21 protein-coding genes and 1 pseudogene are annotated in these 23,650 nt (G+C 62.0%); 7 read left to right on the top strand and 15 right to left on the bottom strand.

The features are described from left to right. Positions 1-5 precede the first annotated feature (5 nt). The 4 genes from I5R65_RS06555 to I5R65_RS06540 all read left to right on the top strand — a co-directional run bounded on the left by I5R65_RS06555 (position 6) and on the right by I5R65_RS06540 (position 4,012). Positions 6-740: an SDR family NAD(P)-dependent oxidoreductase gene (locus I5R65_RS06555; RefSeq protein WP_180665570.1), complete on the top strand. Its 735-nt coding sequence runs from the start codon at positions 6-8 to the stop codon at positions 738-740. A gap of 229 nt (positions 741-969) precedes the next feature. Beyond that, on the top strand, positions 970-2,256 hold the full coding sequence (locus tag I5R65_RS06550; RefSeq protein ID WP_180665568.1) for an MFS transporter: 1,287 nt from the start codon (positions 970-972) through the stop codon (positions 2,254-2,256). Between the two features lie 95 nt (positions 2,257-2,351). Continuing rightward, positions 2,352-3,077, top strand: coding sequence for an SDR family NAD(P)-dependent oxidoreductase (locus tag I5R65_RS06545; protein WP_180665566.1), 726 nt, complete (start codon positions 2,352-2,354; stop codon positions 3,075-3,077). Positions 3,078-3,214: 137 nt separating this feature from the next. After that, the gene (locus tag I5R65_RS06540; protein ID WP_180665564.1) at positions 3,215-4,012 is read left to right on the top strand and encodes an IclR family transcriptional regulator; all 798 of its coding nucleotides are present in this window, start codon (positions 3,215-3,217) and stop codon (positions 4,010-4,012) included. Between the two features lie 30 nt (positions 4,013-4,042). Here I5R65_RS06540 and I5R65_RS06535 read toward each other — a convergent pair whose 3' ends face one another. Beyond that, entirely contained in the window at positions 4,043-5,671 is a 1,629-nt protein-coding gene (locus I5R65_RS06535) for an alkaline phosphatase (RefSeq protein ID WP_180665562.1), read from the bottom strand. 352 nt (positions 5,672-6,023) lie between these two features. Between I5R65_RS06535 and I5R65_RS06530 the strand changes: the two genes are divergently transcribed. After that, positions 6,024-7,226, top strand: a complete 1,203-nt coding sequence (locus I5R65_RS06530) for an ammonium transporter (RefSeq protein WP_180665560.1) — start codon at positions 6,024-6,026, stop codon at positions 7,224-7,226. Positions 7,227-7,276: 50 nt separating this feature from the next. Here I5R65_RS06530 and I5R65_RS06525 read toward each other — a convergent pair. After that, positions 7,277-8,458: pseudogene (locus I5R65_RS06525) on the bottom strand (MFS transporter). A gap of 5 nt (positions 8,459-8,463) precedes the next feature. Beyond that, positions 8,464-8,829, bottom strand: a complete 366-nt coding sequence (locus I5R65_RS06520) for a RidA family protein (protein WP_180665557.1) — start codon at positions 8,827-8,829, stop codon at positions 8,464-8,466. A gap of 106 nt (positions 8,830-8,935) precedes the next feature. Here I5R65_RS06520 and I5R65_RS06515 point away from each other — a divergent pair, with 106 nt between their 5' ends. After that, a complete protein-coding gene (locus tag I5R65_RS06515; RefSeq protein ID WP_180665555.1) occupies positions 8,936-9,754 on the top strand; it encodes a TrmB family transcriptional regulator in 819 nt (272 codons plus the stop codon). Positions 9,755-9,867: 113 nt separating this feature from the next. Here the strand turns inward: I5R65_RS06515 and I5R65_RS06510 are convergent, their stop codons facing one another. The 3 genes from I5R65_RS06510 to I5R65_RS06500 form a co-directional block, all read right to left on the bottom strand. After that, a complete protein-coding gene (locus tag I5R65_RS06510; protein ID WP_180665553.1) occupies positions 9,868-11,190 on the bottom strand; it encodes an MFS transporter in 1,323 nt (440 codons plus the stop codon). 120 nt (positions 11,191-11,310) lie between these two features. Then, a complete protein-coding gene (locus I5R65_RS06505) occupies positions 11,311-11,949 on the bottom strand; it encodes a 4-carboxy-4-hydroxy-2-oxoadipate aldolase/oxaloacetate decarboxylase (protein ID WP_180665551.1) in 639 nt (212 codons plus the stop codon). A 30-nt stretch (positions 11,950-11,979) separates the two neighbouring features. Then, a complete protein-coding gene (locus I5R65_RS06500; RefSeq protein WP_180665549.1) occupies positions 11,980-12,846 on the bottom strand; it encodes an NAD(P)-dependent oxidoreductase in 867 nt (288 codons plus the stop codon). Positions 12,847-13,022: 176 nt separating this feature from the next. On the opposite strand from I5R65_RS06500, the gene I5R65_RS06495 reads away from it, so the two are divergent. After that, positions 13,023-13,712, top strand: coding sequence for a GntR family transcriptional regulator (locus I5R65_RS06495; RefSeq protein WP_196872158.1), 690 nt, complete (start codon positions 13,023-13,025; stop codon positions 13,710-13,712). A 149-nt stretch (positions 13,713-13,861) separates the two neighbouring features. Here I5R65_RS06495 and I5R65_RS06490 read toward each other — a convergent pair whose 3' ends face one another. The 9 genes from I5R65_RS06490 to I5R65_RS06450 form a co-directional block, all read right to left on the bottom strand. Next, positions 13,862-14,419 carry a winged helix DNA-binding protein gene (locus tag I5R65_RS06490; protein WP_180665547.1) on the bottom strand — a complete coding sequence of 186 codons (558 nt, stop codon included), beginning with the start codon at positions 14,417-14,419 and terminating at the stop codon, positions 13,862-13,864. Between the two features lie 154 nt (positions 14,420-14,573). Next, positions 14,574-16,238 carry a methyl-accepting chemotaxis protein gene (locus tag I5R65_RS06485; RefSeq protein ID WP_180665545.1) on the bottom strand — a complete coding sequence of 555 codons (1,665 nt, stop codon included), beginning with the start codon at positions 16,236-16,238 and terminating at the stop codon, positions 14,574-14,576. A 204-nt stretch (positions 16,239-16,442) separates the two neighbouring features. Beyond that, positions 16,443-17,519 (bottom strand): porin, encoded by a 1,077-nt coding sequence (locus tag I5R65_RS06480; RefSeq protein ID WP_180665543.1) that lies wholly within the window; start codon positions 17,517-17,519, stop codon positions 16,443-16,445. Positions 17,520-17,694: 175 nt separating this feature from the next. Beyond that, positions 17,695-18,285 carry a nuclear transport factor 2 family protein gene (locus I5R65_RS06475; protein WP_180665541.1) on the bottom strand — a complete coding sequence of 197 codons (591 nt, stop codon included), beginning with the start codon at positions 18,283-18,285 and terminating at the stop codon, positions 17,695-17,697. A 151-nt stretch (positions 18,286-18,436) separates the two neighbouring features. Next, on the bottom strand, positions 18,437-19,144 hold the full coding sequence (locus I5R65_RS06470) for an ABC transporter ATP-binding protein (RefSeq protein ID WP_180666281.1): 708 nt from the start codon (positions 19,142-19,144) through the stop codon (positions 18,437-18,439). Beyond that, positions 19,144-19,857: an ABC transporter ATP-binding protein gene (locus I5R65_RS06465; RefSeq protein ID WP_180665539.1), complete on the bottom strand. Its 714-nt coding sequence runs from the start codon at positions 19,855-19,857 to the stop codon at positions 19,144-19,146. The genes I5R65_RS06470 and I5R65_RS06465 overlap by 1 nt, the downstream gene beginning before the upstream one ends. Then, a complete protein-coding gene (locus I5R65_RS06460) occupies positions 19,854-20,888 on the bottom strand; it encodes a branched-chain amino acid ABC transporter permease (RefSeq protein WP_180665537.1) in 1,035 nt (344 codons plus the stop codon). Before I5R65_RS06460 ends, I5R65_RS06465 begins: the two co-directional genes overlap by 4 nt. Before the next feature lie 43 nt (positions 20,889-20,931). Continuing rightward, on the bottom strand, positions 20,932-21,798 hold the full coding sequence (locus I5R65_RS06455; RefSeq protein WP_180665535.1) for a branched-chain amino acid ABC transporter permease: 867 nt from the start codon (positions 21,796-21,798) through the stop codon (positions 20,932-20,934). Between the two features lie 160 nt (positions 21,799-21,958). After that, positions 21,959-23,245, bottom strand: a complete 1,287-nt coding sequence (locus I5R65_RS06450; protein ID WP_180665533.1) for an ABC transporter substrate-binding protein — start codon at positions 23,243-23,245, stop codon at positions 21,959-21,961. Positions 23,246-23,650 lie beyond the last annotated feature (405 nt).

The raw sequence follows: 23,650 nt of genomic DNA, 5'->3' as shown, positions 1-23,650 counted from the left end.
ACCGCATGCATTACGACACTGCGAACTACGATTTCCGCGACTGCGTAGCCGTGGTCACCGGTGGCCATGGTGGCATCGGCGCGGCCGTCGCGGCGCGCCTGGCTGAGGCCGGCGCGCGCGTGGTGGTGTGGGACCTGCACCAGGCCGCCAGCTCCCCCTACCGGCAGCAACAGGTGGACATCACCGACGCTGGCTCGGTCGAGGATGCCGTCCATCAGTTGCTGGTCGAGACCGGGCGCATCGACTTCCTGGTCAACAATGCCGGCTATGCCGGCCCCACCGTACCGCTGGACGAATACGACGTGGCCGAATGGCATCGCATCGTGCAGGTCAATCTGCTGGGGGTCTTCCACGCCTGTCGCAGCGTGGTCCCGGCCATGCGCGCCGCCGGACGCGGGCGCATCGTCAACATCGCCTCGCTGGCCGGCAAGGAAGGTACGCCCAATGCATCGGCCTACAGCGCCGCCAAGGCCGGCGTGCTGGCCCTGACCAAGTCGCTCGGCAAGGAACTGGCCGAGACCGGGATACTGGTCAATGCCATCGCCCCGGCCGCGGTCAAGACGGCGCTACTGGAACAGATGTCGCCGGCCCACGTCCAGACCATGATCGCCAAGAGCCCGATGCACCGCCTCGGCACCGTGGAAGAAGTGGCCGAACTGTGCGCCTGGCTGTGCTCGGGCTCGTGCAGCTTCAACACCGGTGCCGTGTTCGACCTCTCGGGTGGTCGCGCCACCTACTGAAAGGAGCAGGATCGCAGAATCATCCGGGCAGCGAGGATCACGGCCAGGGGCGATGCAGACATCACCCCGGCCGTGCCGGAGCAGCAGCAGGGACGGCATCCACAACGTCCTCAAGACAGCGTCCTCGCATGACGCTTCCGCCATGTCACCGACACAGAGCGCCGCAGCAGACGGCGCCGGCAGGAAGCACGCCAATGGCATTGACTCATTCACTCTGGAGACGTAACCCATGGAAGTCCAAAAGGAAAAGAGCCTCCGGCTCAAACGCATACAGGTCGTCGCACTGACCTTCCTGATGCTGGCAGGCATCGTCAACTATCTTGACCGCAGCACCCTGTCCATCGCCAATCATTCGGTAAGCCAGGAACTGAACCTGAGCGCCTCGCAGATGGGCCTGCTGCTGTCGGCCTTCTCGCTGGCCTATGCCTTCTCACAACTGCCCATCGGCGCCATGCTGGACAAGTTCGGCGCCCGCGTGATGCTGGGCGCCGGCATGTTCGTCTGGTCGCTGGCACAACTGGCCGGCGGCTTCGTCAACACCCTGCAGCAATTTCTGGTGGCCCGCGTGTTCCTGGGCCTGGGCGAGGCACCGCAATTCCCGGCCGGGGCCAAGGTGGTCTCGGAGTGGTTCGCCATGCGCGAACGCGGTGGACCGACCGGCATCTTCGTGGCCTCCTCCACCATCGGCCCCGCCCTGGCACCACCCATCCTCACCATCCTGATGCTGTCCTTCGGCTGGCGCATGATGTTCGTCATCATGGGCGTGCTGGGCATCGCGGTGTCGGTGGGCTGGTATCTGTTCTACCGCAATCGCAACGAGGTCGAACTGACCCCGTCCGAGGTACTGTACCTGGCCGACGACCACGACACCGATCCCAATGCCAACGCCAAGCTGACCTGGAACGAGTGGAAGAGTCTCTTCAAGTACCGCACCACCTGGGGCATGCTGTTCGGCTTCATGGGCGTGATCTACATGGTCTGGCTGTACCTGACCTGGCTGCCGGCCTATCTGGAGCATGAGCGCCACCTGTCCATCGCGCGTACCGGCTGGGTGGTGGTCATCCCCTACATCTTCGGCACGCTCGGCATGCTGTCCTCGGGCTATATCGCCGATGGCCTGATGAAGCGCGGCATGCCCGCCATCCGCAGCCGCAAGTGGCCGATCTGCGCCGGTCTGATCGGCGCGGGTGCCTTCACCATCCCGGCCGCCTACACCCCCAGCACCACCATGGCGATCGTCTATATCTCGCTGGCCATGGCCTTCGTGAACATGGCCTCGGGCGGTGCCTGGGCGCTGGTGTCGGTGGCCATCCCGCGCCGTCTGGTGGCCTCGCTGGGCAGCATGCAGAACTTCGGTGGCTATCTCGGTGGTTCGCTGGCGCCGGTCATCACCGGGGTGGTGGTGGACCAGACCCACTCCTTCGTCAACGCCCTGCTGATCAGCGCGGCGGTGGCCTTTGCGGCGGCGCTGGTGTACATGTTCGTGGTCGACAAGCCCATCGAATCGCACGCCTGATCCCGCTGCACGCAGTCGCCTGACCCGATGCCGCCGCCTGCGGGTAGCGGCATCCAGCCAGTCCCCTGCCACCCACGCTATCCACAAGGAACACCATGAGCTTCATTCCCGATCTTCTGCAGGGCAAGACCGCCCTCGTCACCGGCGGCACCCAGGGCATAGGCGGCGCCGTCGCACGCCAGCTGGCAGCACTCGGTGCCCGCGTCATCGCAGCCGGATTGCCGCCCTTCGCCCACGAGGAATTCGCCGGCACCGACATCACCCTGGTGGAGATGAACGTGGCCAGCGAAGAGAGCGTGCGCGCTGCCCTGGCCGGCCTCAGGCAAATGGACATCGTGGTCAACTGCGCCGGTATCATCAAACGCGGCGCGGAACTGGAGACCGAAGTCTTCGAACAGGTGATCGCCGTCAACCTCACCGGCACCATGAGAGTGTGCGCGGCCTCCCGCGAGTTGCTGCGTCAGTCCGGTGGCTGCATCGTCAACACGGCTTCCATGCTCAGTTTCTTCGGTGGTGGCCTGGTCCCCGGCTACAGCGCCAGCAAGGGCGGCGTGGCGCAGCTGACCAAGTCGCTGGCCATTGCCTATGCGGCCGACGGCATCCGCGTCAATGCGGTCGCGCCGGGCTGGATCGCCACCCCGCTCACCCAGGCCCTGCAGGACGATCCGGCCCGCGCCAGCCCGATCCTGGCGCGCACGCCCTTGAACCGCTGGGGCCGCCCGGAAGACATCGGCAATGTCGTGGCCTTCCTCTGCTCGCCCGCCGCCTCGTTCATGACCGGCACCATCATCCCGGTCGACGGCGGCTATCTGATTGCCTGATGTCACCCTGCAAGGCATGCCATTTTCCCGCGTTCGCTGCTCCAGGCGGCGCGGGCTTTTTTGCGCTGGAGCGCCACCAGGCTCCGCTATAATCTGCCCCGATCCTGATTTCGCCCTGCCTCCGGAAACCTGCGCCCATGCCTGACCACGACAAACATCCCGACGACCCGAACAAGATTGCCGGCACCGCCGCCTTCTCCAAGTTCGTCGCCGTGCTGCAATTGATCGCCGACCAGGACGCGCCCCTGAACATCGCGCAGCTGGCAGCGCTGTCGGGCTATCCGCGCCCCACCGTCTATCGCATCCTGGCCGCCTTGATGGCCGAGGGCATGGTGGTGGAAAACCCGCGCAGCAAACAGTTCGAGGTGGGACCGCGACTGATCAACCTGGCCAGCCGCGCCTGGGATCGCAGCGATATCCGCACCACTGCCATCGAACCGCTGCGCCAGTTGCGCGACATCACCCGCGAGACCATCCACCTGGCCGTCCCCAGCGACGTCAGCATGGTCTATATCGAAAAGCTGGAAAGCCCGCAAGCCGTGCGCATGGCCTCGCGCATCGGCACCCGCGTGACGCTCTACTCGAGTTCGGTGGGCAAGGCCTACCTGGCCGGGCTGGAAGAATCGCGCCGCGAAAACCTGATGCGCACGCTGCAGATGGAGGCCTTCACCGAGCATACCCACACCGATCTTCCGGCATTGCGCCACGACCTGGAACAGACCCGCGCACGCGGCTATGCAGAAGACCGTGAAGAGAACGAAGCCCAGATCTTCTGCTACGGTGCCGCCATCGTCGGCACCGATGGCCTGCCGGTGGCCTGCGTGAGCGTGAGCATTCCGCTGTTCCGGCGCCTGCCGGATCCACATCAAGCCTACGTGGTACCGCTGCTGCAAGCCTGCGCCACCATCTCGCGCAAGCTGGCCGGACCGGGCTGAAGCCGGTCCGACCTTCAGGTCACTTCAGCATCACGCCTCGGGCGGCAGCTCGACCTTGTAGATTTCCTTGCCATCGGTACCGTGTAGCGTGACGGTGAGCGTCTTCGATTTCGCATCGATCTTGCCGATACCAAAGAACTGCAGCAGCTCCGCCGGGGAGCGGTTCTGCTTCATGTCCGCCGGGATGCTCACGAAACGCACATCCGGACCGAAGGTCCGATCGATCTCACCCGGACCGAAGGTACCGGCATTGATCGGCCCCCCGACGAATTCCCAGAAGGGCTTGAAGTCGGTGAACTGTGCCCGCTCGGGCGCATAGTGGGTGGCTGAAGCGTAGTGCACATCGGCCGTCACCCACACCACGTTCTTGATGTCGTGCTGCTTGATGAAGCGCAGCAGCTCCGCCACTTCCAGCTCACGACCGGACGGCTTGCCGTTGTCGGCATTGGCCCAGGCCTCGAAGGTGCCGGGCGGCACATCGGCATTGAGGTCCGGCACCACGATGGACAGCGGCATGTCGCTGGCGATCAGCTTCCAGGTCGAGCGCGAACGCAACAGCGACTGCTTGATCCAGCGCATCTGCTCCGGCCCGAGGAAATCGGCATCATGACCGCCACGCTGGCGATTGGGTGAATTGCGGCCGCGATAGCTGCGCTCGTCCAGCATGAACACCTCCAGCAGTGGCCCGTGATTGAAGGCGCGATAGATGCGGAACGGATCGGCCTGGTCAATGCGGAAGGGGTTGTGTTCGAACATGGCCTGGCGCGCACGGGCCGCCAGCACATCGATGTTGCGCTCGTCGTAGCGCTTTTCCTGCACGCCGATCACCTGACCCGGATACCAGTTGTTGCGCACTTCGTGGTCGTCCCACTGCACCAGGAACGGCACTTCGGCGGCAAAGCGGCGCTTGTTGGCGTCCAGCATGTTGTAGGCGAAGTTGCCGCGATAGTCGTCCAGCGTCTGCGCCACCTTGGACTTGGCCTCGGTCACGACGTTGCGCCACAGGCTGCCATCGTCCAGCTTCACCTCGGCCTGGATCGGACCATCGGCATAGATCTGGTCGCCCGAATGGATGAAGAAGTCGGGACGGAAGCGACGCATGCTTTCATACACCCGGTAGCCGCCCCACTGCTCGTTGATGCCCCAGCCCTGGCCGGCTTCGTCGCCCGAGAAGGCGAAGGTGATGTCGCGCAGTTGACCATGTTGGCGCGAGGCCGGCACCATCAGGCTGCCGGTCAGCGGCTCGCTCAGGGCCGACTCGTGCACCAGATCCTGGAAACGCACGCGGTAGTAAACCCGCTGTCCCGAGGGCAGACCGCGCAGGTCGACACGGGCGGTGTAGTCCTCCCGCGCCAACGCGGTGGGACCGGCGACGCGCACCGCATCGGCGAAGTTCTCGCTGGTGGAATACTCGACCAGCATGCGCGCATTGCGATCGGCACGCGCCCAGACGATGGCGCTGTCACGGGTGACGTCGCCACTCATGATCCCGCCCGGGAATTGCGGGCGCAGACGTTCGGAGGTGACGATGGCCGGCGCGGCAGCCAGGCTGGCGGGGCTGGCGAGCACGGCCGCACTCCCGGCGGCGGCCGCAGTGACGGCGCTGTCGCGCAGGAAGCGGCGACGGCTGGGTTCGGCTGGCGAATTCTGGTCTGGCATGGCAACTCCTGAGGGTGAGGAAAAAAGAAGGGAGTTGCAATTTAGCAATCGCGTATGACCGTTCCATGAAAGCACGATGACCAATGCTGACCGGATGGCCCGAAACGGCAAAATGACGTGATTTTCAAGAAAAATTCGAGCCGCCCGGCCATCGCACCAAAACAAGCCTCGCCACAGTCGCACCTACGCAGATCGCACCAACTTAGTGCCAAAAACAGACTGACAAGTACCTGACACACCTGAAAAGTCCTTTAAAATCAAGCCACTGCAAAATAATCACCAAAATGGAACGAAAATTGCATCAGTCCGGGCTTTCGATTCTTTCCTTGCACAATTTTTGGGAGATTTTCTGGTGGACGATCACAAAAACGGCGCAGACGCCCTCTTCATCCTGCTGGGGGCGATCATGATCCTGGCCATGCATGCCGGCTTCGCCTTCCTGGAACTGGGGACGGTGCGCAAGAAGAATCAGGTCAATGCCCTGGTGAAGATCCTGGCCGACTTCGCGGTCTCGACCATCGTCTATTTCTTCATCGGCTATTACGTCGCCTACGGTGTGAGCTTCTTCGCCGGTGCCGAAACCCTGGCCGAGCGCAGCGGCTTCGAGCTGGTGAAGTTCTTCTTCCTGCTGACCTTCGCCGCCGCCATTCCGGCCATCATCTCGGGTGGCATCGCCGAGCGCTCCAAATTCAACCCGCAGCTGCTGGCCACCGCCGTACTGGTCGGCCTGGTCTATCCCTTCTTCGAGGGCATCGCCTGGAACCAGCATTTCGGCGTACAGGCCTGGCTGGCGTCCACCTTCGGCGCCGAGTTCCATGACTTCGCCGGCTCCATCGTGGTCCACGCCGTCGGCGGCTGGATCGCCTTGCCTGCCGTGCTGCTACTGGGTGCGCGTCGCGGCCGCTACAGCAAGGAAGGCGCGGTCGCCGCCCATCCGCCCTCCAACATCCCCTTCCTGGCACTGGGCGCATGGATCCTGACGGTGGGCTGGTTCGGCTTCAACGTGATGAGCGCGCAGACCCTGGACAAGATGAACGGCCTGGTCGCGATGAACTCCCTCATGGCCATGGCCGGCGGCACCCTGGTCGCACTGCTGATGGGCCGCAACGACCCCGGCTTCGCCTACAACGGCCCGCTGGCCGGTCTGGTGGCGGTATGTGCCGGCTCCGACCTGATGCATCCGCTGGGCGCGCTGGTCACCGGCGGCATGGCCGGTGCCATCTTCGTCTGGATGTTCACCCGCACCCAGAACAAATGGAAGATCGACGACGTGCTGGGAGTCTGGCCCCTGCATGGCCTATGCGGCCTGTGGGGCGGCCTGGCCGCCGGCATCTTCGGCTTGCAGGCGCTGGGTGGACGCGGCGGCGTGTCCTTCATGTCGCAACTGGTGGGCAGCGTGATGGGCATCGCCATTGCGGCAGTCGGCGGATGGATCGTGTACGGCCTGCTGAAGAAGACAGTCGGGATCCGCCTCGATCCGGAACAGGAATTCGAAGGCGCCGATCTGGCGATCCACAAGATTTCGTCGACGGCGGAGCGGGAGACGAGCTGGTAGGAATACCAGATAAGCTCATCCCGAAAAATCTCCGTGTGATCAAGCGATATCTAGCTGGCGCGGGAGAACCTGCGCATACGCGCAACAAGCATCGCTGCTGCAGCTGTGGTGAAGGCAGCCAACAAGGCAGTCGCCTCCCACCCGCTGCTCATTGCAAGCGTCCCTGCCAAGGCAGTGCCCATGGCTCCCGCACCGTAATAGAAGAACAGATACGCCGAGTTCAGCACACCGGACCGCGATGGATCGATAGCGACGACGCCCGCCTAATTGGCAACTTGCGCGGTAAAACAGCCCGCATCGAACAGCGCCAGCGCTACCAGGGTGGCGGGAGCATGATCAAGTAGCATCGCCAAGGCTCCCGCCGCAATGGATGCGCAGAGGAGACCGCAGACAATCACGCGGCGATTCCCGAACCGGTCTGCCAGACCTCCGGCGATACGGGTCATGACCAGACCCACCAGCCCTGCAAGACTGTACAGTCCGATGCTCGCGGCGTTGAGGTTATATGGTGGCGCGGCCAGACGTACGACCAGGCCCACCCAGATCAGGTTGAAGGCGAAGAACCACAGCATCCCTGCGCCGATACGCAGGCGCAGCTCTTCCGATTGCCTTACCAGGGCCGGCAGCGCGCATAGGGTCGAAAAGTACCCCGTCTGTGCTGCAGGCCGTTGCGTAGGCAACAACGGCAACACGCAAAGGCCACAGACGGCAGTGAACGCCGCCAACACCATCAGCGCTCCGCGCCACCCATACCATTGCGCCAGCAACCCGCCCACGAACCGGCTCAGCAGAATGCCTGCGGAGATGCCGGCGGAGATCGCCGCCATGCTCAGGGCACGGCGTCGTGCATCGGCAAACTTGCCGACGACGGCGCTGCTTTGTGCGGCCACCGTGCTCGCAGCGCCGATCAGAACAAAGCATCCGATGAGAGCATCCGGGCTCGGTGCCCATGCCGCAAGCGCCAGTGAAAGCGCCAGCGCGAAGAACTGTCCCGGAATCAGGACACGCGGACTCAGCCTGTCTGCCAGGGGGACCAGCAGCACCAGGCCGATCAGATAGCCAATGATGGCACCGGATATCACAGCCGTCATCGGTGCCAAACCCACCCCAAAGTCAGCGGCGATGACCGAGAGCGCCGGTTGCATGGCGTAGTTGTTTGCAATGGCGCTCCCCGCCGCGACCGAGAGCACGAGGAGTGCACGGCCGGTGAGCCGGCCGTGCTGTGCGGTCATCGTCTTCACCTGTCGGCTCTGACGGCAATGGCTTCGACCTCGACCAGAATCGCGTCATCCACGAACGGCAAGGCATGCACCAGGGAAAACGCCGGACGGATATCGCCGTAGACCTCGCCATGGGCGCGGGCTGCATCTTGCCAGTGCGCAAAGTCCGCAACGATCAGCCGGCTCTGTGCCACATCCGCCAACTGAAAACCGTTGTCCGTGAGCACCTTCTCGATGGTGACCAATGCCTCCTTGGTCTGCGCGTAGACGTCCGGGCCCTTTCCGGCCGTTCCTGAAATGAAGATCGTATCGTTCACGATCACTGCCCGCGAGTATCCGACCTTGGACTCCCAAGGTGAGCCCGTGCTGATGAGTTGACGCATGTGGATTATCCTTTCGTCGATTTATAACTACTTGAGTAGTAGTTATTTGAATCGTATACTACTCAAGTAGTTAGTCAATCCCTCCGCACAGAAAAAAGAGCCAGGCATGACCGCAGAAAACGAATTGATCGCGTCCATGACGCGACTGGGATTCACCCAGTACGAGGCGCAGGCCTATACCGCCCTGGTCGGCCAGGCCGCACTGACCGGCGCCGAGGTGAGCCGCAGGGCATCGATGCCGCCATCGAAGGTGTATGAAACGCTGGCCCGGCTGGAAATGCGGGGCGCGGTCCTGGTGAATCGCTCCGAGCCGGTGCGTTACAGTGCTGTGCCGCATACCGCACTGCTGGCGGAACTGCGCTCGCGCTTCGACGCCGACCTGGAAGCGGCGGCATCGGCACTGGATCAACTGCCGGTGCAAGAGGAAGCCGGACTGGTCTGGTCGCTGAGCGGGAGAAAAGCGATCGTGCAGGCGTTTGCACGTTCGATTTCAAGCGCGCAGGAAAGTGTGTTTGCCGGAATCTGGGACGAGGAGCTCGACGAGCTCGGGCCACTGCTTGAAGCGGCCAGCGCGCGCGGAATCGAAACCCACGTCGCTATCTATGGAGATGGCACTTTGCAAGGCCCGCATACCTACGACCTGGCAGAGTGCGGGGCAAGCGCGAGGTTGCGGCTTTCTGGCCGACGCCTGGCCGTGGTGGTTGCCGATGACAGCGCAGCCGTGGTGGCGGAGTTTGGAGACATGACGGCCGATCAGGCCACCTTGACAACCAATCCTGTCATCGCCCTGCTGGCCGTGGAATACATCAAGGCCGATGTCACCGGGCGCCTGATGATCAATGCGATGTCGCCAGCCACCTACAAGAAGCTGCTGACGACATCGGCAATGCGGGCCATGCTCAAGCCCGTTGATGCGAAGACTTGAACGGTGATGGCAGCCAGGCTACCTGGCTTGCGCTCGCGTGGTCGCGCGTCACCGATCCCCTCGCAGGCGCCGTCCTCCGCCAAGAAGCGAGAGACAGCGCCGAACGGGACCGTTCAAGCCTGCGCCGGCTCGCGAATGGTCAGGATGGTGATGAAGCACAGCACCGAGCACACCGCCAGAAACACCCAGACATAACTCCAGCTGTAGTTGTCCAGCAAGAGACCGGCGATCAGCGGCGCACAGGCACCACCCAGTTGCCCGAGTGTATTGACCATCGCACTGGCCATCGGATAGACCTTGCGGGAGGTCATGCCCATCGGATAGACCATGTACGTGGAATAGCCGATGTTGAGCAGGATCCCCGTCAGCAGCAGCAGCGAGCCATACAGGAAGGGATCGGCCGGCGAGTTGACGAGGATGACCATCATGATGGTGGTGAAAAACGCCGAAATCAGCATGGCCGGCTTGCGACGCTTGTCGAGCAGGCGATCGGTCATCATGCCGCCCAGCAGATTGCCGATCACCGCGCCCACCCAGGGGGCGGCAGCGACCATGCCCATATTGGTCACGGAGTAGCCCTTGACGCTGATCAGGTAGGTGGGAATCCAGGCGAGCAGCACGTTCACGATCGCCGTCATGAAGAAATAGCCCAGCGCCGCGCCCATGATGTTCCATGAACGGAAGATGCCCTTGGTCGTATCGACCGTGGCGACCTTGCTGGTGCGGATCAGGCGATCCAGCAGGGCGAAATCGCGCTTGCTGTTCGAGGCCTGGGCGGTGCCGCTGGCGGCCCGATCGTCATTGATGTGCTGCAGCTCCTCCTCGGACACATGGCGGCTTTCCGAGGGCCGGTTCTTCACCACCAGCAGCCATACGACTGACAGGACGATGCCGGGCAGTGCGAAGATGTAGAAGATATAGCGCCAACCCCAGTAATGGATGATGACCGCACAGACCGGCGGCACCAGCACCGGGCCGAACTTGGCGGCGGCCAGGAAGATCCCCGTCATGGTGCCTTTTTCGCGCGCCGGAAACCAGTTGTTGATGGTCGAGGTGATCCCGATGGGCAGGGGTCCTTCCGCCAATCCCAGGCCGAAGCGGTAGATCTTCAGCATCAGCAGCGATGAGGCCGTGCCGATCAGCCCGGTGAACAGGGAGGTCGCCAACATGGCGAGCGAAAACACGCGGGGAATGCCAAAGCGCGTGTAGGCCAGGCCGGAAGGCAACTGCGCAAGGCTATAGGCGAACAGGAAAATACTGGCCAGTGCACCGGCTTCGGTGTTGGACATCACGAATTCCTTGCGCAGGAACGGCAAGGCGACGCCCAGGTTGGCACGGTCGGCTGCAGCCACCGTGTACACAATGAAAATCAGTGCGCCGATGACCCATCTGAAATGGCTCTTCGACTTCGTACGTTCCATGGCTACCGCTTCCATTCAAGTCTCCTTCAGCGATTGAAGCATTTTCTGTTTTTCGTCTGCGCCGCCCGGCACCATCAGCCAGGAGCAGGCAGGAAGATGGAGTCCGGTCTTGCGCCGGCTCTCCCTTTCGGTGGCTTACACCAGTCCGTAATTCTTGAGGATGTCCTGCAACTTCATGAGCTCGACGGTGGAGGCGCCGTCCTCGATGGCACGACGCATCTTTTCTTCCTTTTCTTCGCGCGCGATGCTGCTGGCGATGGTCGCGTCGACGTCGTCCTTTGCCACCACTGCCAAGCCGTCGCGGTCACCCACGATGATGTCACCAGGATGGATGACGACATCGCCAATGACTACCGGAACGTTGACCCTGCCCGGCTGGTGCTTGCCAGTACCCTTGATGGACAGGCCGCGGCAGAAGACCGGGAATCCCAGATCGATGATGGTGTTCGCATCGCGTACGCAGCCATTGACCACCAGTCCGGCGATACCCCGCTTCATTGCCAGCACGGTCAGCACGTCACCCCACGGACCGGCTTCCATGAAGGCCTTGGCATCGACCACCAGCACGTCGCCCGGTTTGGCCTGCAGGACTGCGTAGTGCAGCACCAGGTTGTCGCCCGGGCGTGCATCCACCGTCAGGGCCGGACCGGCCAGGCGAGAGGTGGGATCGATCGGTTTCATGCCGTGGTCGAGGGCGCCCTTGGCACCCTGTGCTTCGTAGACCGTGGCCGAACCGAGCTCACGCAACTGGGTAATCTGTTCTTTGGTGGTCATGATGGATATGTCCTGGGTTGGAAGTTGAAGTCAGGTTGCGTCGCCATCGGCGAGCAACCAGGTAAGAGCCTGTCCGACGTCGGGGTTGTCCACGTCCAGTGGACGTCGCTCCAGCAGCGCCGCAGTGGTATTGAAACGCTCTTCCACGCCCGGCAGCACCAGCGATGGCAGTCCCTGGCCGTCGAGTTCCCGGCGCGCATCGTGGACTTCATGGGCACGGCGTTTTGCATGGATCACGTGAGTGCGCACCAGCATGTCGATGAAGCTGCGCAGTGGGGTCTCGTCGATATCCTTCAACTGGTGATACAGCTCTTCGCGTACGCCCTGCTTCTCGGCGCTCATCAACAGCTCGACCGCCAGGGCTTCCATGCCTTTGGTAAAGATGCTGCGCAGGATCTTCAGCGAAATCGCAGCGCCCGGGCTGGCGCCCTCGATGACCTGCACCCGGCCGTTGGCGGTGAGCAGCACCTCCCTGAAATCGGCGGCCTTGTGGCCGGCCGCCAGCAGTGGGGTCTTTTCCCAGTTGAGCGAAATGGCGCCCATGATGGCCACATCCACGTATTCGAATCCAGCCGCACGGGCGGTGGCGAAGGCTTGCTTCTTGGTCTCCGGGCTGGCGGTCGTCAGATCGGCAAATCCGGTCCCCGCGTCCAGGAACGGCGCCACCTGTTCGACCACGGCCAGGGCCTGTGCCCCGGTCACGCAGGAAAACACCCAATGTACATTTTCGAAGCAAACGCCTGGCTGCTGGTGCAGTTCCAGGTTCCATTGGCTGGCCAGCTCCCGGGCCGCCGGGGAAGGGAAGGCTTCGCAGAGGATCAGTTCATGCCCTGCTGCATAGAGGGCTTTGGCATAGCAGCGACCTACTTCGCCCATGCCGACGATTGCAATGCGCATCGGTGTCTCCGGTTTGAATATTTTTACGAAGAATACAAAAAAAGTACAATTAAGGCAAATCAGTTTCACCCGTAGCTTAAAAAAACCACAAAAAGAACAATATTGGGACATTCAAGGCTAATGAACTGCACCGTTGGACGAGGTCGGGATGGCGCATATAGAATCCGCCATCGGCAATGGAAACGGGAGCATCGAAGGTGGAACGCGGCAAGGACAAGGTCTACGAAGTACTCCGTCAGCGTGTTGTCGGAGGACGATACAAGCCAGGCACCCAGCTCAAGGAAGAACCGCTTGCACGCGAACTGGGCGTAAGTCGTACGCCCGTGCGGACCGCTCTGAGACGTCTTGTCGAGGAAGGCCTGGCCACTGCCGACGCCGGCCAGGGTATCCACGTGGCTGCCTGGAGCGAGTGGGATATCGAAGAGACCTTCCAGCTGCGCATGCTGCTGGAGCCCTACGCGGCCAGCCTGGCTGCCGAGCGTGGCGACGAGGAAATGCTGAAGATCCTCAAGGACAGCAATGAACGGATGGCCTCCGCCATCCGGGATGGCGGCCCCAATTCGGTCGAAAAGATCCAGGCCGCCAACAGCACCTTCCACCGGACCATCCTCGATTATTCCGCATCACCGCGCTTGCGTGCGATGCTGGAGACCATCATCGACATGCCCATCATCGTCCGTTCCTTCCACCTCTATGAGCGGGCACAACTGGAGCAGAGCCTGCATCATCACCAGGACCTGGTCCTGGCAATGGAAGCAAAAGATGGCGAATTGGCGCGCCAGGTCATGCGCCTTCATCTGCGGATGTCCTACCACCGCTTCATGAAGCGACGCAGCGAGTATCAGGGGCTAGGCTCGCCCGGATGACTGCTCGCGGACAGGTCAGCGGCGTGCCTGGCAGCAGGCGGCATGACACCCTGGAGGGTGTCCGCATGGATTGAGGGGGAGTCTGGGCGATGCAGGTAGGGTGCTGCGAGAAGGTGCCGGCCCGCGGACGGCCGGCCGCCCTGTTGTTCTTACATCGACGTCGCCGACCGCGCCGCCTGCTCATACAAGCCCGACAGCACGCGCAGGAACCGGGCCAGCTCTTCCAGCTCGTAGCTCTCGGTGTTGTCGCCCGTCAGGCTGGAGACCAGCAGCTGCTCCCTGATCTCGTAATAGCGCTTGCAGACGTCCTGCCCCGCTTCATTGGTCGAATACAGCACTTCCTTGCCGCGCCGCTCGGTACTCACCAGGCCCAGGGCGTGCAGCTTCTTGAGCGAGTAATTGACCACGTGCGTGTCCTCGATATTGAGGATGAAGGCGATGTCGGCCAGCTTCTTCTCTCGCGCGCGGTGGTTGATATGGTGCAATACCAGAACGTCGGTGGCCGTCATGTCCTTCATGCCCGCAGCTGAAATGCAGCGGATCATCCAACGGTTGAAGGCATTGCTGGCGATGATCATGCCGAACTCGAATTCGCTCAACTCCTTGCTCCTTCCTGACGCCAGATGCAGTGACGATACGATCGGCACCTTGCCTGGGGTGTTGGGCTGGGCGAAATTGGCTTTTGGGGTTTTCTTTTCGGTTGGCATAAAGGTCTTTGGAAAGCAGACAAGATCACTGACCGCCACAGGAAATATCGTCGAGAGATTTCTCCCGCCGCCGGCGGTCAGTCGAGAAACCCCGATTTTAAACCCCAATTTCCTCGGCAAGGTGAGCCAGATTGGGCTCTGTTGAATCTGCAGTTCACTTTTCCACCAGCAACTTCCTGTCCTCCGGCGTCCATGCCAATGGCGCCCCGGCATGCTCACCCGACAATTCCCAGTCCGCCGCGCCAGGTTCGTGCGTCGTCTGGCTTGCCTGCGCACCCTGTGTCTTGAAGATCGATACCGCGCGCCCCAGCGCCAACGAACGGTCATGCATCTGCTGCGCAGCCGCGGCCGCCTGTTCCACCAGGGCCGAGTTCTGCTGGGTCATGTCATCGATCTGCTCGACCGCCTGATTGATCTGGCGGATGCCTTCGCTCTGTTCGTCGCTGGCCGCCGATATCTCGATCATGATGTCGGCCACGTGTTTCACGCTGGAGACGATCTCCTGCATGGTCTGCCCGGCCTGATCCACCAGCGCACCACCGGCATCGACCTTCTTCACCGAGCTCTGGATCAGCCCGGCGATCTCCTTGGCAGCAGCGGCGCTGCGTTGGGCCAGGGCGCGTACCTCGGCGGCGACCACGGCAAACCCGCGCCCCTGCTCACCGGCGCGGGCTGCCTCCACGGCAGCGTTCAACGCCAGAATATTGGTCTGGAAGGCGATGCCATCGATCACCCCGATGATGTCGACGATCTGGCGCGAGCTCTCCTTGATTTCCTTCATCGTGCTGACCACCTGGGTGACCACGTCGCCCCCCTGGGTCGCCACCTGTGAAGCGTTGAGCACCAGATGGTTGGCCTCGCGGGCGTTCTCGGCGTTCTGGTTGACGGCATTGGTCAGCTCCAGCATGGAGCTGGCGGTTTCTTCCAGCGTGCCGGCCTGCAATTCGGTACGGGCCGACAGGTTGGCATTGCCTTCCGCGATCTCACGGGCCGCCACGGAAATGGCGTCGGACCCCTCGCGCACCTGCATCACTGCGCCCACCAGGCCGTCGCGCATGTGTTGCAGCGCCGCCAGCAGCTTGGCCGTTTCGTCCGAGCCGGTGGCCTCGACCTGGACTGCCAGATCACCACCGGCCACACGCTCGGCAATATTGATGGCGGCATTGAGCGGGCGCGTGATGCCGCGCATGACGGAATAGCCCACCAGCGCCGCCAGCAGCGTGGCGATGCTGGCCATGGCAATCATCAGCATGCTGGCCGAGGTAGCCACCTGTTCGGCGTCGCGCCCGCCCTCTTCCATGCGACTGCCCTGGTAGGCGATCAGATTGTCGAGGGCCTTGAAATAGGCGCTCTGATAGGGGGCGATCTCGGGCAGGATCAGGTCCCGCGCCTGCTCGACCTGTCCATCCTTGACGGCGGCGATGAAATTGTTCAGCACCGGCGTGTACTGGGCACGTGCCGCATTGACCGCCTTGAGCATGCGCAGCCCGTCTTCGGAACTGGTATTGGTGGCAAACTGCTTGAGCGTGCTGTCGATGGTCTTGCCGGCCCGATCGATGGCGTCGAGCTCGCCCTTGATCTCGTCGACCGTGCTCATGAAGAGCAGGTTGCGCATGCTGCGCGCCGTCTCGTCCAGCGCACTCTTGACCGAGTTGGCCATCACGGTGCGCGGATAGTAATCCCTGGCGATCATGGCGATGCTGCCGTTGATCTGGTTCAGGCGCAGCACGCCAATGGCCGTCAACGCCAGCATCAGGAAAATCACAATGCCGAAACCTGCGCTCAGGCGTTGTCCGATGTTCAGATTCTTCAACTTCATGTGGATGCTCCTTGCAAGTCGAAATGCGGTAACGACGATGGTGTCAGCCTGCATCTCCTCCGCACCTGGCCGACGACTCCCCTCAAGACATGGAGCCGTCGGCAATCAGGCCCGGCGTCACGCACAGTAAGAAACTGCCTGCCCGAGAAACCTAGGCACTACTTACCTTTTCCCCCTCAAGACTGCATGCGCCGGAAAAAGCCGTTAAAACGTATGGCGGATGCCAAAGTTCCAGGCGCTGTTACCGGAGCCGGTTTCGATGGAGCTACCCACGGTGTACGGTGCGCCATTCTTGTTGCTGATGTGTGCATACATCGCATACAGATCGGTGCGCTTGGACATCGAGTAGCGATATCCCAACGCGACCTGGTTGGCGTCCTGGTTGCGGGCGGTCTTGTCGTTCTTGTGGATGTACGAAGCCAGCACGGTATGCTGCACGCCGAATGGCACGGTCACGCCGATGAGCATGTCGGCGCTGTCGGTGGAGGCGAACACGGGACCGGTGCCATAGGAATTGACGGTGCTGCGCAGCGGCGAGCTGTTGACGCCCTTGTTGATGCCATAGGCGCCGTGCAGCTTGAGCACGCCAAAGTCGTACACCGCACCCAGCAAGGTGCTGCGTCCGCTGCTGGTCTCGGCGGTGGTGGTGTCGTTGTTGCGACCATGGAAGCCCAGGCGCACATTGAGCGGACCGTTGGCATACTGCACGGCAGCGCCGATCTGGCTGGCGGCCTTGGTGGAGCCGGCCGTTTCGCCGAAGCCGTAAGCCAGTTCACTGGTGAATCCTCCCACCTTGGGCGAGATGTACTTGACGGTGTTGTCCATGCGGCTGGAACTGTTGCCGGTGTTGGGCATCAGGTTGGCCGCATCGCCGGCATAACCGGTGCCGAACGGATCGACCATGGCCAGCGTCATGTATTGCGGTGTGTACTGACGTCCCACCAGCACCGAACCCATGCCGCCATTGAGGCCGACATAGCTTTGACGACCGAACAGCAGACCGCCCTGGCCCAGTGCACCGGTGTCGTTCTGGAAGCCTGACTCCAGCAGGAACACCGCCGACATGCCGCCGCCGAGATCCTCAGTCCCCTTGAAGCCGATGCGCGAACCGCCGCTGATACCGCTGGTCAGCTTGTTCACCTTGCCTGCAGCGCCACCGGTTTCGATGACGTAACCGGTATCGATCAGACCGTAGATGGTCACCGACGATTGCGCCGATGCCGGCAGAGCGTAGATACCTGCCGCAGCCATGATCGACGCAGCCAAAATCCGTTGTTTCATTGTGATTCCCCGTAAATGATTTCCAAAAAATCGCGTATCGGCATGATCGTGCGCGCCCTTCCATGCCGATACGCGCCAGCCCGCCGCACACCGGAAGCAATTGGCCTTTTTGCTTCCAGCGCTTGAACGGGAACTGCAAAACCACTGCTTTCACGACCCTCTTCGGGGTCCTCATTCACGCCGGAGCGAACACGCCCTGCTCCAGCCTTTCAAATTTTTCAGACAGGAATTCCGTGACGAAGGCAAACGCCGGATTGCAACGGGCCAGCGGCGCCAGCGCCCCGTCCAGCACGGCCGGCTGCAACCATGGATAAGGCAGAAAGGACTGCAGCGTCGTCACCAGACCGCCCGCCCTGTCGGGCAGGCTATCCATGCGGTCGATGCGGATATGCATTTCCGAGATGCGCCAGCCTTCACCCTCAGGGACGAATGACCAGCGATAGCTACCGCGTCCGATGCGCAGCTTGGCCTGGAGCTTGTCGCGCATGATGACCAGCCACGGCAGGTCATCGATCTGCGCCGCCGCACCGGCCGGCACGTCGGCCAGGTAATAGGTGCGGCATTGCGAAAACTGACGACCGAAATCGGTCACCAGCGTCTGCGCGATCCCTTCGCTGCCCACCACCAGCGGCGGAAAAGAAATGGCGTCGTCGCACACGGCAATGGTCAACATGGCGTTGGGCGCGAAGATGTCGTGGATCAGCCCGGCACTGCCTTTGTCTTTTGCATGGACGTACGCTTCCAGCAGGGATTTATGCGTCAACATAAAAGTCCTTGGTTCATGACGGCAACCGCCGTCGCTCGCGATGCGGAGGGAAGCGGCGTCCCGGGAACGCGACGCCGGATCGATCCCGATGGGCTACTCGTTCAGGCGGTCTGTCACGGCTTTCCTCTCGGGCATGGGGCGGGTCTGCATGTCACAGACCGCCCAGATAGGCCTTCTTGATGTCTTCGTTGTACAGCAATTCATCACCGCTGCCTTCCATGACGATGCGCCCGGTCTGGATCACATAGCCGTAGTGGGCGATGTCCAGCGCCTTGTGCAGGTTTTGCTCCACCAGCAGGATGGACACGCCCTTGGCGTTGATCTGCTGGATGGTGTCCAACACCTTGGTCACGAACTTGGGTGCGATGCCCCAGGACGGCTCGTCCAGCAGCAACAGCCTGGGCTTGGCCATCAGGCCGCGACCGATGGCCAGCATCTGCTGTTCGCCGCCGCTCATGGTGCCGGCCAGCTGATGGCGACGTTCCTTGAGGATGGGGAAGGTGGCATACATCTCGTCCAGGGAAGCCGCCACTTCATTGCTGTCGGTGCGGGTATACGCGCCCAGTTCCAGATTGCGTTCCACCGTCAGGCGTGGGAACAGGCGACGGCCTTCCGGCACCAGCGACAGCCCCAGCTTGACGCGGTCGAAGGACGGGATCTTGCCGATATCCTGGCGCTCGAAGCTGATCTGGCCAGCGTCCGGCTTGTTCAGGCCGGCGATGGCACGCAACGTGGTGGACTTGCCATTGCCGTTGCCGCCGACCAGCGCCACGATGCTGCCGGCCTTCACTTCCAGGTCGACCTTGGACAAGGCCAGCACGCCGTCATAGCTGGCGCGCAGATTGGTTACTTGCAACATCATTCATCTCCCAGGTAGGCGGCAATCACGTGCGGGTCGTTGGAAACCTCGCTCGGGCTTCCATCGGCGATCTTCTTGCCGTAGTCCAGCACGACGATCTGGTTGGCGATGGGCATGATGCCTTCCAGCACGTGTTCCACGATCAGACAGGAAATGCCACGGTCGCGGATCTTCAGCACCACCTCCACGGTTTCCTTCACCTCGGTGGGATTGAGGCCGGCCATCACTTCATCCATCAGCAGCAGCTTGGGCTTGACCGCCAATGCGCGGGCCACTGCCAGGCGACGTTGCTCGCTGATGGTCATGCTGCCGGCCGGCTTGTCGGCGAAGCGTCCGAGATTGACGAACTCCAGCAGCTGGCGCGCCGTGTCCCGCACCTTGGAGACGCTATGCTCATTGAGGAAGGCCCCCACCATCACGTTCTCCAGCGCGGTCATGCTGGTGAAGGTGCGTGCCACCTGGAAGGTACGGCCGATGCCGATGCGGGCGCACTGCTCCGGGTTCATGCCGGAGATCTTCACGTCTTCCAGCCAGATGTCACCGGTGGTCGGCGGCGAATAGCCGGCGATGCAATTGAACATGGTGGTCTTGCCGGCGCCGTTGGGACCGATCAGGCCAACGATCTCGCCGACCTGGACATTGAAGGAGATATCCTGGTTGGCGGTCAGGCCGCCGAATTTCTTGTAGACGTTCTCGACACGAAGCAGGCTCATTTGCTGCCCTCCTGATGTTGCTTGTTGGCTTTGCGGCGGGCCAGATAGGTCCGCACGTAACCGACGATGCCGTTCGGGTAATAGACCGCGATGGCGATGATCAGCGCGGCGTAGATGATCAGGTCGGTACCGCGACCGGTGCCGCCGAAGAGGGTACGTGTGCCTTCCTCGATGGCCGTCAGCAGGCCGGCACCGACGATGGGGCCGAACAGGGTGCCGATACCACCCAGGATGGAGACCAGCGCCATCTTGATCGAGATGCCGGTGCCGAGCACCGACGCGGGATCGATATAGAGTTCCTTCTGGGCATACAGGCTGCCCCCCATGGCGGTGAAGAAGCTGCTCACGGCAAAGGCGATCTGCTTGTACTTCGACAGGCTCACGCCCAGGCTGCGGGCGGCATCCGGTTCATCCTTGATGGCCCGGAAGTAGTAGCCCAGATAGCTGCGCTCGATCCAGGCATTGGCCAGCAAGGTCAACAGCAGCAGACCCAGCGCGATGTAGTAGTAGGGCTCCTTGCCGCTGAAGATCATCTTGGACCAGCCTTCTTCCCCCATGGGGATGGTCAACCCGACGGCGGCGCCGGCGAAGTCCCAGTTGGTGAAGACGATCTGGATGATCTCGGCCACCGCGATGGTGGCCATCGCGAAGTAGTGGCCCTTGAGACGGAAGCAGGACCAGCCGATCACCAGGCTGGTAGCGGCAGCGATGACGCCGCCGGTCAACATGGCGATCCAGGGACTGAGGCCCCAGATCGAGAACATGATGGCCGAGGTATAGGCGCCAATGCCGTAGAAGGCCACATGGCCCAGCGAGACCTGACCGGCATAGCCGCCGACGATATTCCAGGACACGCCGATCTGGGCCGCCATCAGGATCAGGATCGCCAGGTTGAGGTGGGTGGGAGAAGTGACGAACGTGGGCAAGGCCACCGCCACCACCAGCAGGATCGCCAGGGCGATGCGCATCTTGTTGGCGAGCGCGCCCGACGGTGGCGCTGTGATGATCAGGCCGGATGTATTCTTGGACATGGATTTTCTTTCTTGTCTGGATCGGTGGCGATCGGTGGCGTAGTCAAGCTTTGCCCATCAGGCCCTGCGGACGGAACATCAGCATCCCCAGGAACAAGGCCAGCACGATCAGCATCTTGTATTGCGGCCCCAGGAGGAAGCCGCCCATCACTTCGATCAGGCCCACCAGCACACCGGCGATCAGGGCACCGACCACGCTGCCGAAGCCACCCAGGTTGACCACCACGAAGGCGATCAGGATGAAGTTGGCGCCCACTTCCGGGAAGATCGGGAAGAAGGTCGACAGCAGCGCGCCAGCCACGCCCGCACAGGCCGCGCCGATCCCCCAGGCCAGGGCAAACATCTTCTGCGAATCGATGCCCATCAACTGGGCGGCTTCCTTGTCGGCGGCGGTCGCTTCCAGTGCCGCGCCCAGACGGGTACGGGTGAGGAAGGTATAGATCACGCCGGTGACGATGATGGCGCCCAGACCAGCGGTCAGCTGTGGCATCCCGATCTGGATGCCGGCGATCGACACCTGGCCGCTGACCATCGAGTTCTCGATGGTGCGGAAGTCGGCCTTCCAGAAGAATTGCGCGATACCGCGGAACAGGATCATCAGGCCGAAGGTCGTAAAGATCTGCGACACCATCGGTGCATTGGTGATCTTGCGGATGACCAGTTTGTAGAGCAGTGCACCCAGCGCAAAGAGGAACAATGCCGTCAGCGGCAGGGTGAAGATCGGGTCGAGCGCGAACAGGGCGAACAACCAGAAGCTTGAGTACATCCCGAACATCAGGAACTCGCCATGCGAGAAGTTGACGATATCCATGACGCCAAAGATCAGGGTCAGGCCGATGGCAACGAGCGCATAGATCAGTCCGATCAGCAAACCGGACGCAAGGGTCTGCGCCAAAATATCCCAAGACATAATTTTTCCCTCCAACGAACTATTCACGCACCGTCTTATCAGCCGCCTGCGATGAAGATTTTTCCGCGGGGAGGGCGGCGCTGCCACGGCTGGCATGACTGACATTGATGTCAATCCTGCCGGCCGCCCTCCCCGTGGCACCATGAGTGCTATCGCCTGCTTACTTGCGCTGATCCCACTTCGGCATCGGCCACACCACGTCGCGGGTAGCCATGTCGAACGGCCACACGGTGTAGTACTTGCCGTTGATGATCTGCAGCAGGATGCCCGAGCTCAGGGTGTTCTGGCCGTGCTCGTCGAACTTGATGCCCTTCCACGGCATGATCAGCTTGTCACCCGGGATGTTGGTCTCGGCCAGCGCCTTGCGGATGGCTTCGGCATCGGTCGAACCGGCGCGGTTGATGGCGTCGGCCAGGGTCATCAGGCCGGTGAAGGTGCGCGACGAGTTGCCAGTGAAGTTGATCTTGTAGCGGTTGTAGAACAGATCGTTGACCTGCTTGATCAGCGGGTTCTTGGCGGCCAGGTCGAGCGACCAGACATCACGGGTGATGATGTAGTCGGCATCCTTGCCCAGGGTCTTGACGAACTCGGTATCGATGAAGCCGGCGTCGTTGGCCAGGATCATGTCGGGGTTGAAGCCGAGCTCCTTGTAGGTCTTCATCGACAGGATGGCGTCACCGAGGTAGGACGACTGCAGCACCACCTGCGGCGCGGCGGCCTTGAGCTGCTGCACTTCCGAAGTCAGCTGGGTGCTCTTGGCCGGATAGACCACGGTCTTGACCAGATCGAAGCCACGGTCCTTGGACAGCTTGGTCTCCAGCTTGGTGGTCTCGTTGCCCCACAGGGTGTTCTCGTTGAAGGCGCCGAGCTTGTTGACCTTGATGCCCTTCTTGGCTTCCAGCTCCTTGAAGAACTCATAGAAGTTGCTCACGAACAGGTCATCGTGGGCGGTAGTGCGGAAGAACCACTTGAAGCCGCGCTGGGTCAGCGATGCCGAGGACGATTCCGGGTTCAGGTAAGGCACCTTGTAGCGCTCGGCAACCTGGCTGGTGGTGGCGGTGACGTTGCTGAAATAGCTGCCGACCAGGGCCACGACCTTCTCCTGGCTGATCAGGCGTTCGGCTTCGGTAGCACCGACCTGCGGGTTGCCCTGGGAATCGGCGAACACCAGCTTGATCTTGGCGCCCTTCAGGTTGGGCAGACCGCCGCCGGCCGAAAACGGCAGGTTGGGTACGCCCTTGGCGCCGTTGTTGATGATGTCGGCAGCCAGTTCCAGCGCGTCCTTCATCTCGGCGCCGGTGGAGGCGGCAGCACCGCTCAGAGGATAGATGACACCGATCTTGATTTCTTGCTGCTGCGCGTGTGCCGCAAACGCGACCAGGGAAAACGAGACCGCTACCCCTGCCGTGCGGACCGCTTTGACGCTGTTGGAGATGAGACCTAGCATGATGAGACGCTCCTTGTTGTATTGAATGACACCCAAAATCCCCCACTGCATGAAGCCTTTAGCGGGAGCTACCCCAAATTACCGAGGCGCATTGCAACCGGTTCCCGGAAGAAGGTTGCACAACGCCCTCCTCGCTGGCTGACCAGCAAGGCTTACTGCCATCTTCGAAACCTGCGCGACATGGACGCCCCCCTGCGGGGACAGCCAGGCCATCGCGGCCCAGGTGATGCGGTTCGTACTGTTGACTATCGACTGACGGATTCGGACTGAGGGAATGTCGCCATGCCGGCTGACAGGACCTGCTGCCAACACGGTTTCATTCCCAAAAATGGCGACGCGCACTGATGCCACGTCCTTATTGCTTTGCTTCTTCTTCCATTTTTTGTCTCCACTTGTTTTTTTTGT

It is taken from the genome of Herbaspirillum sp. AP02, assembly GCF_015767275.1.
In the GTDB taxonomy this organism is placed as follows: domain Bacteria; phylum Pseudomonadota; class Gammaproteobacteria; order Burkholderiales; family Burkholderiaceae_D; genus Herbaspirillum.
This window is presented reverse-complemented; position numbering and strand designations above follow the sequence as displayed.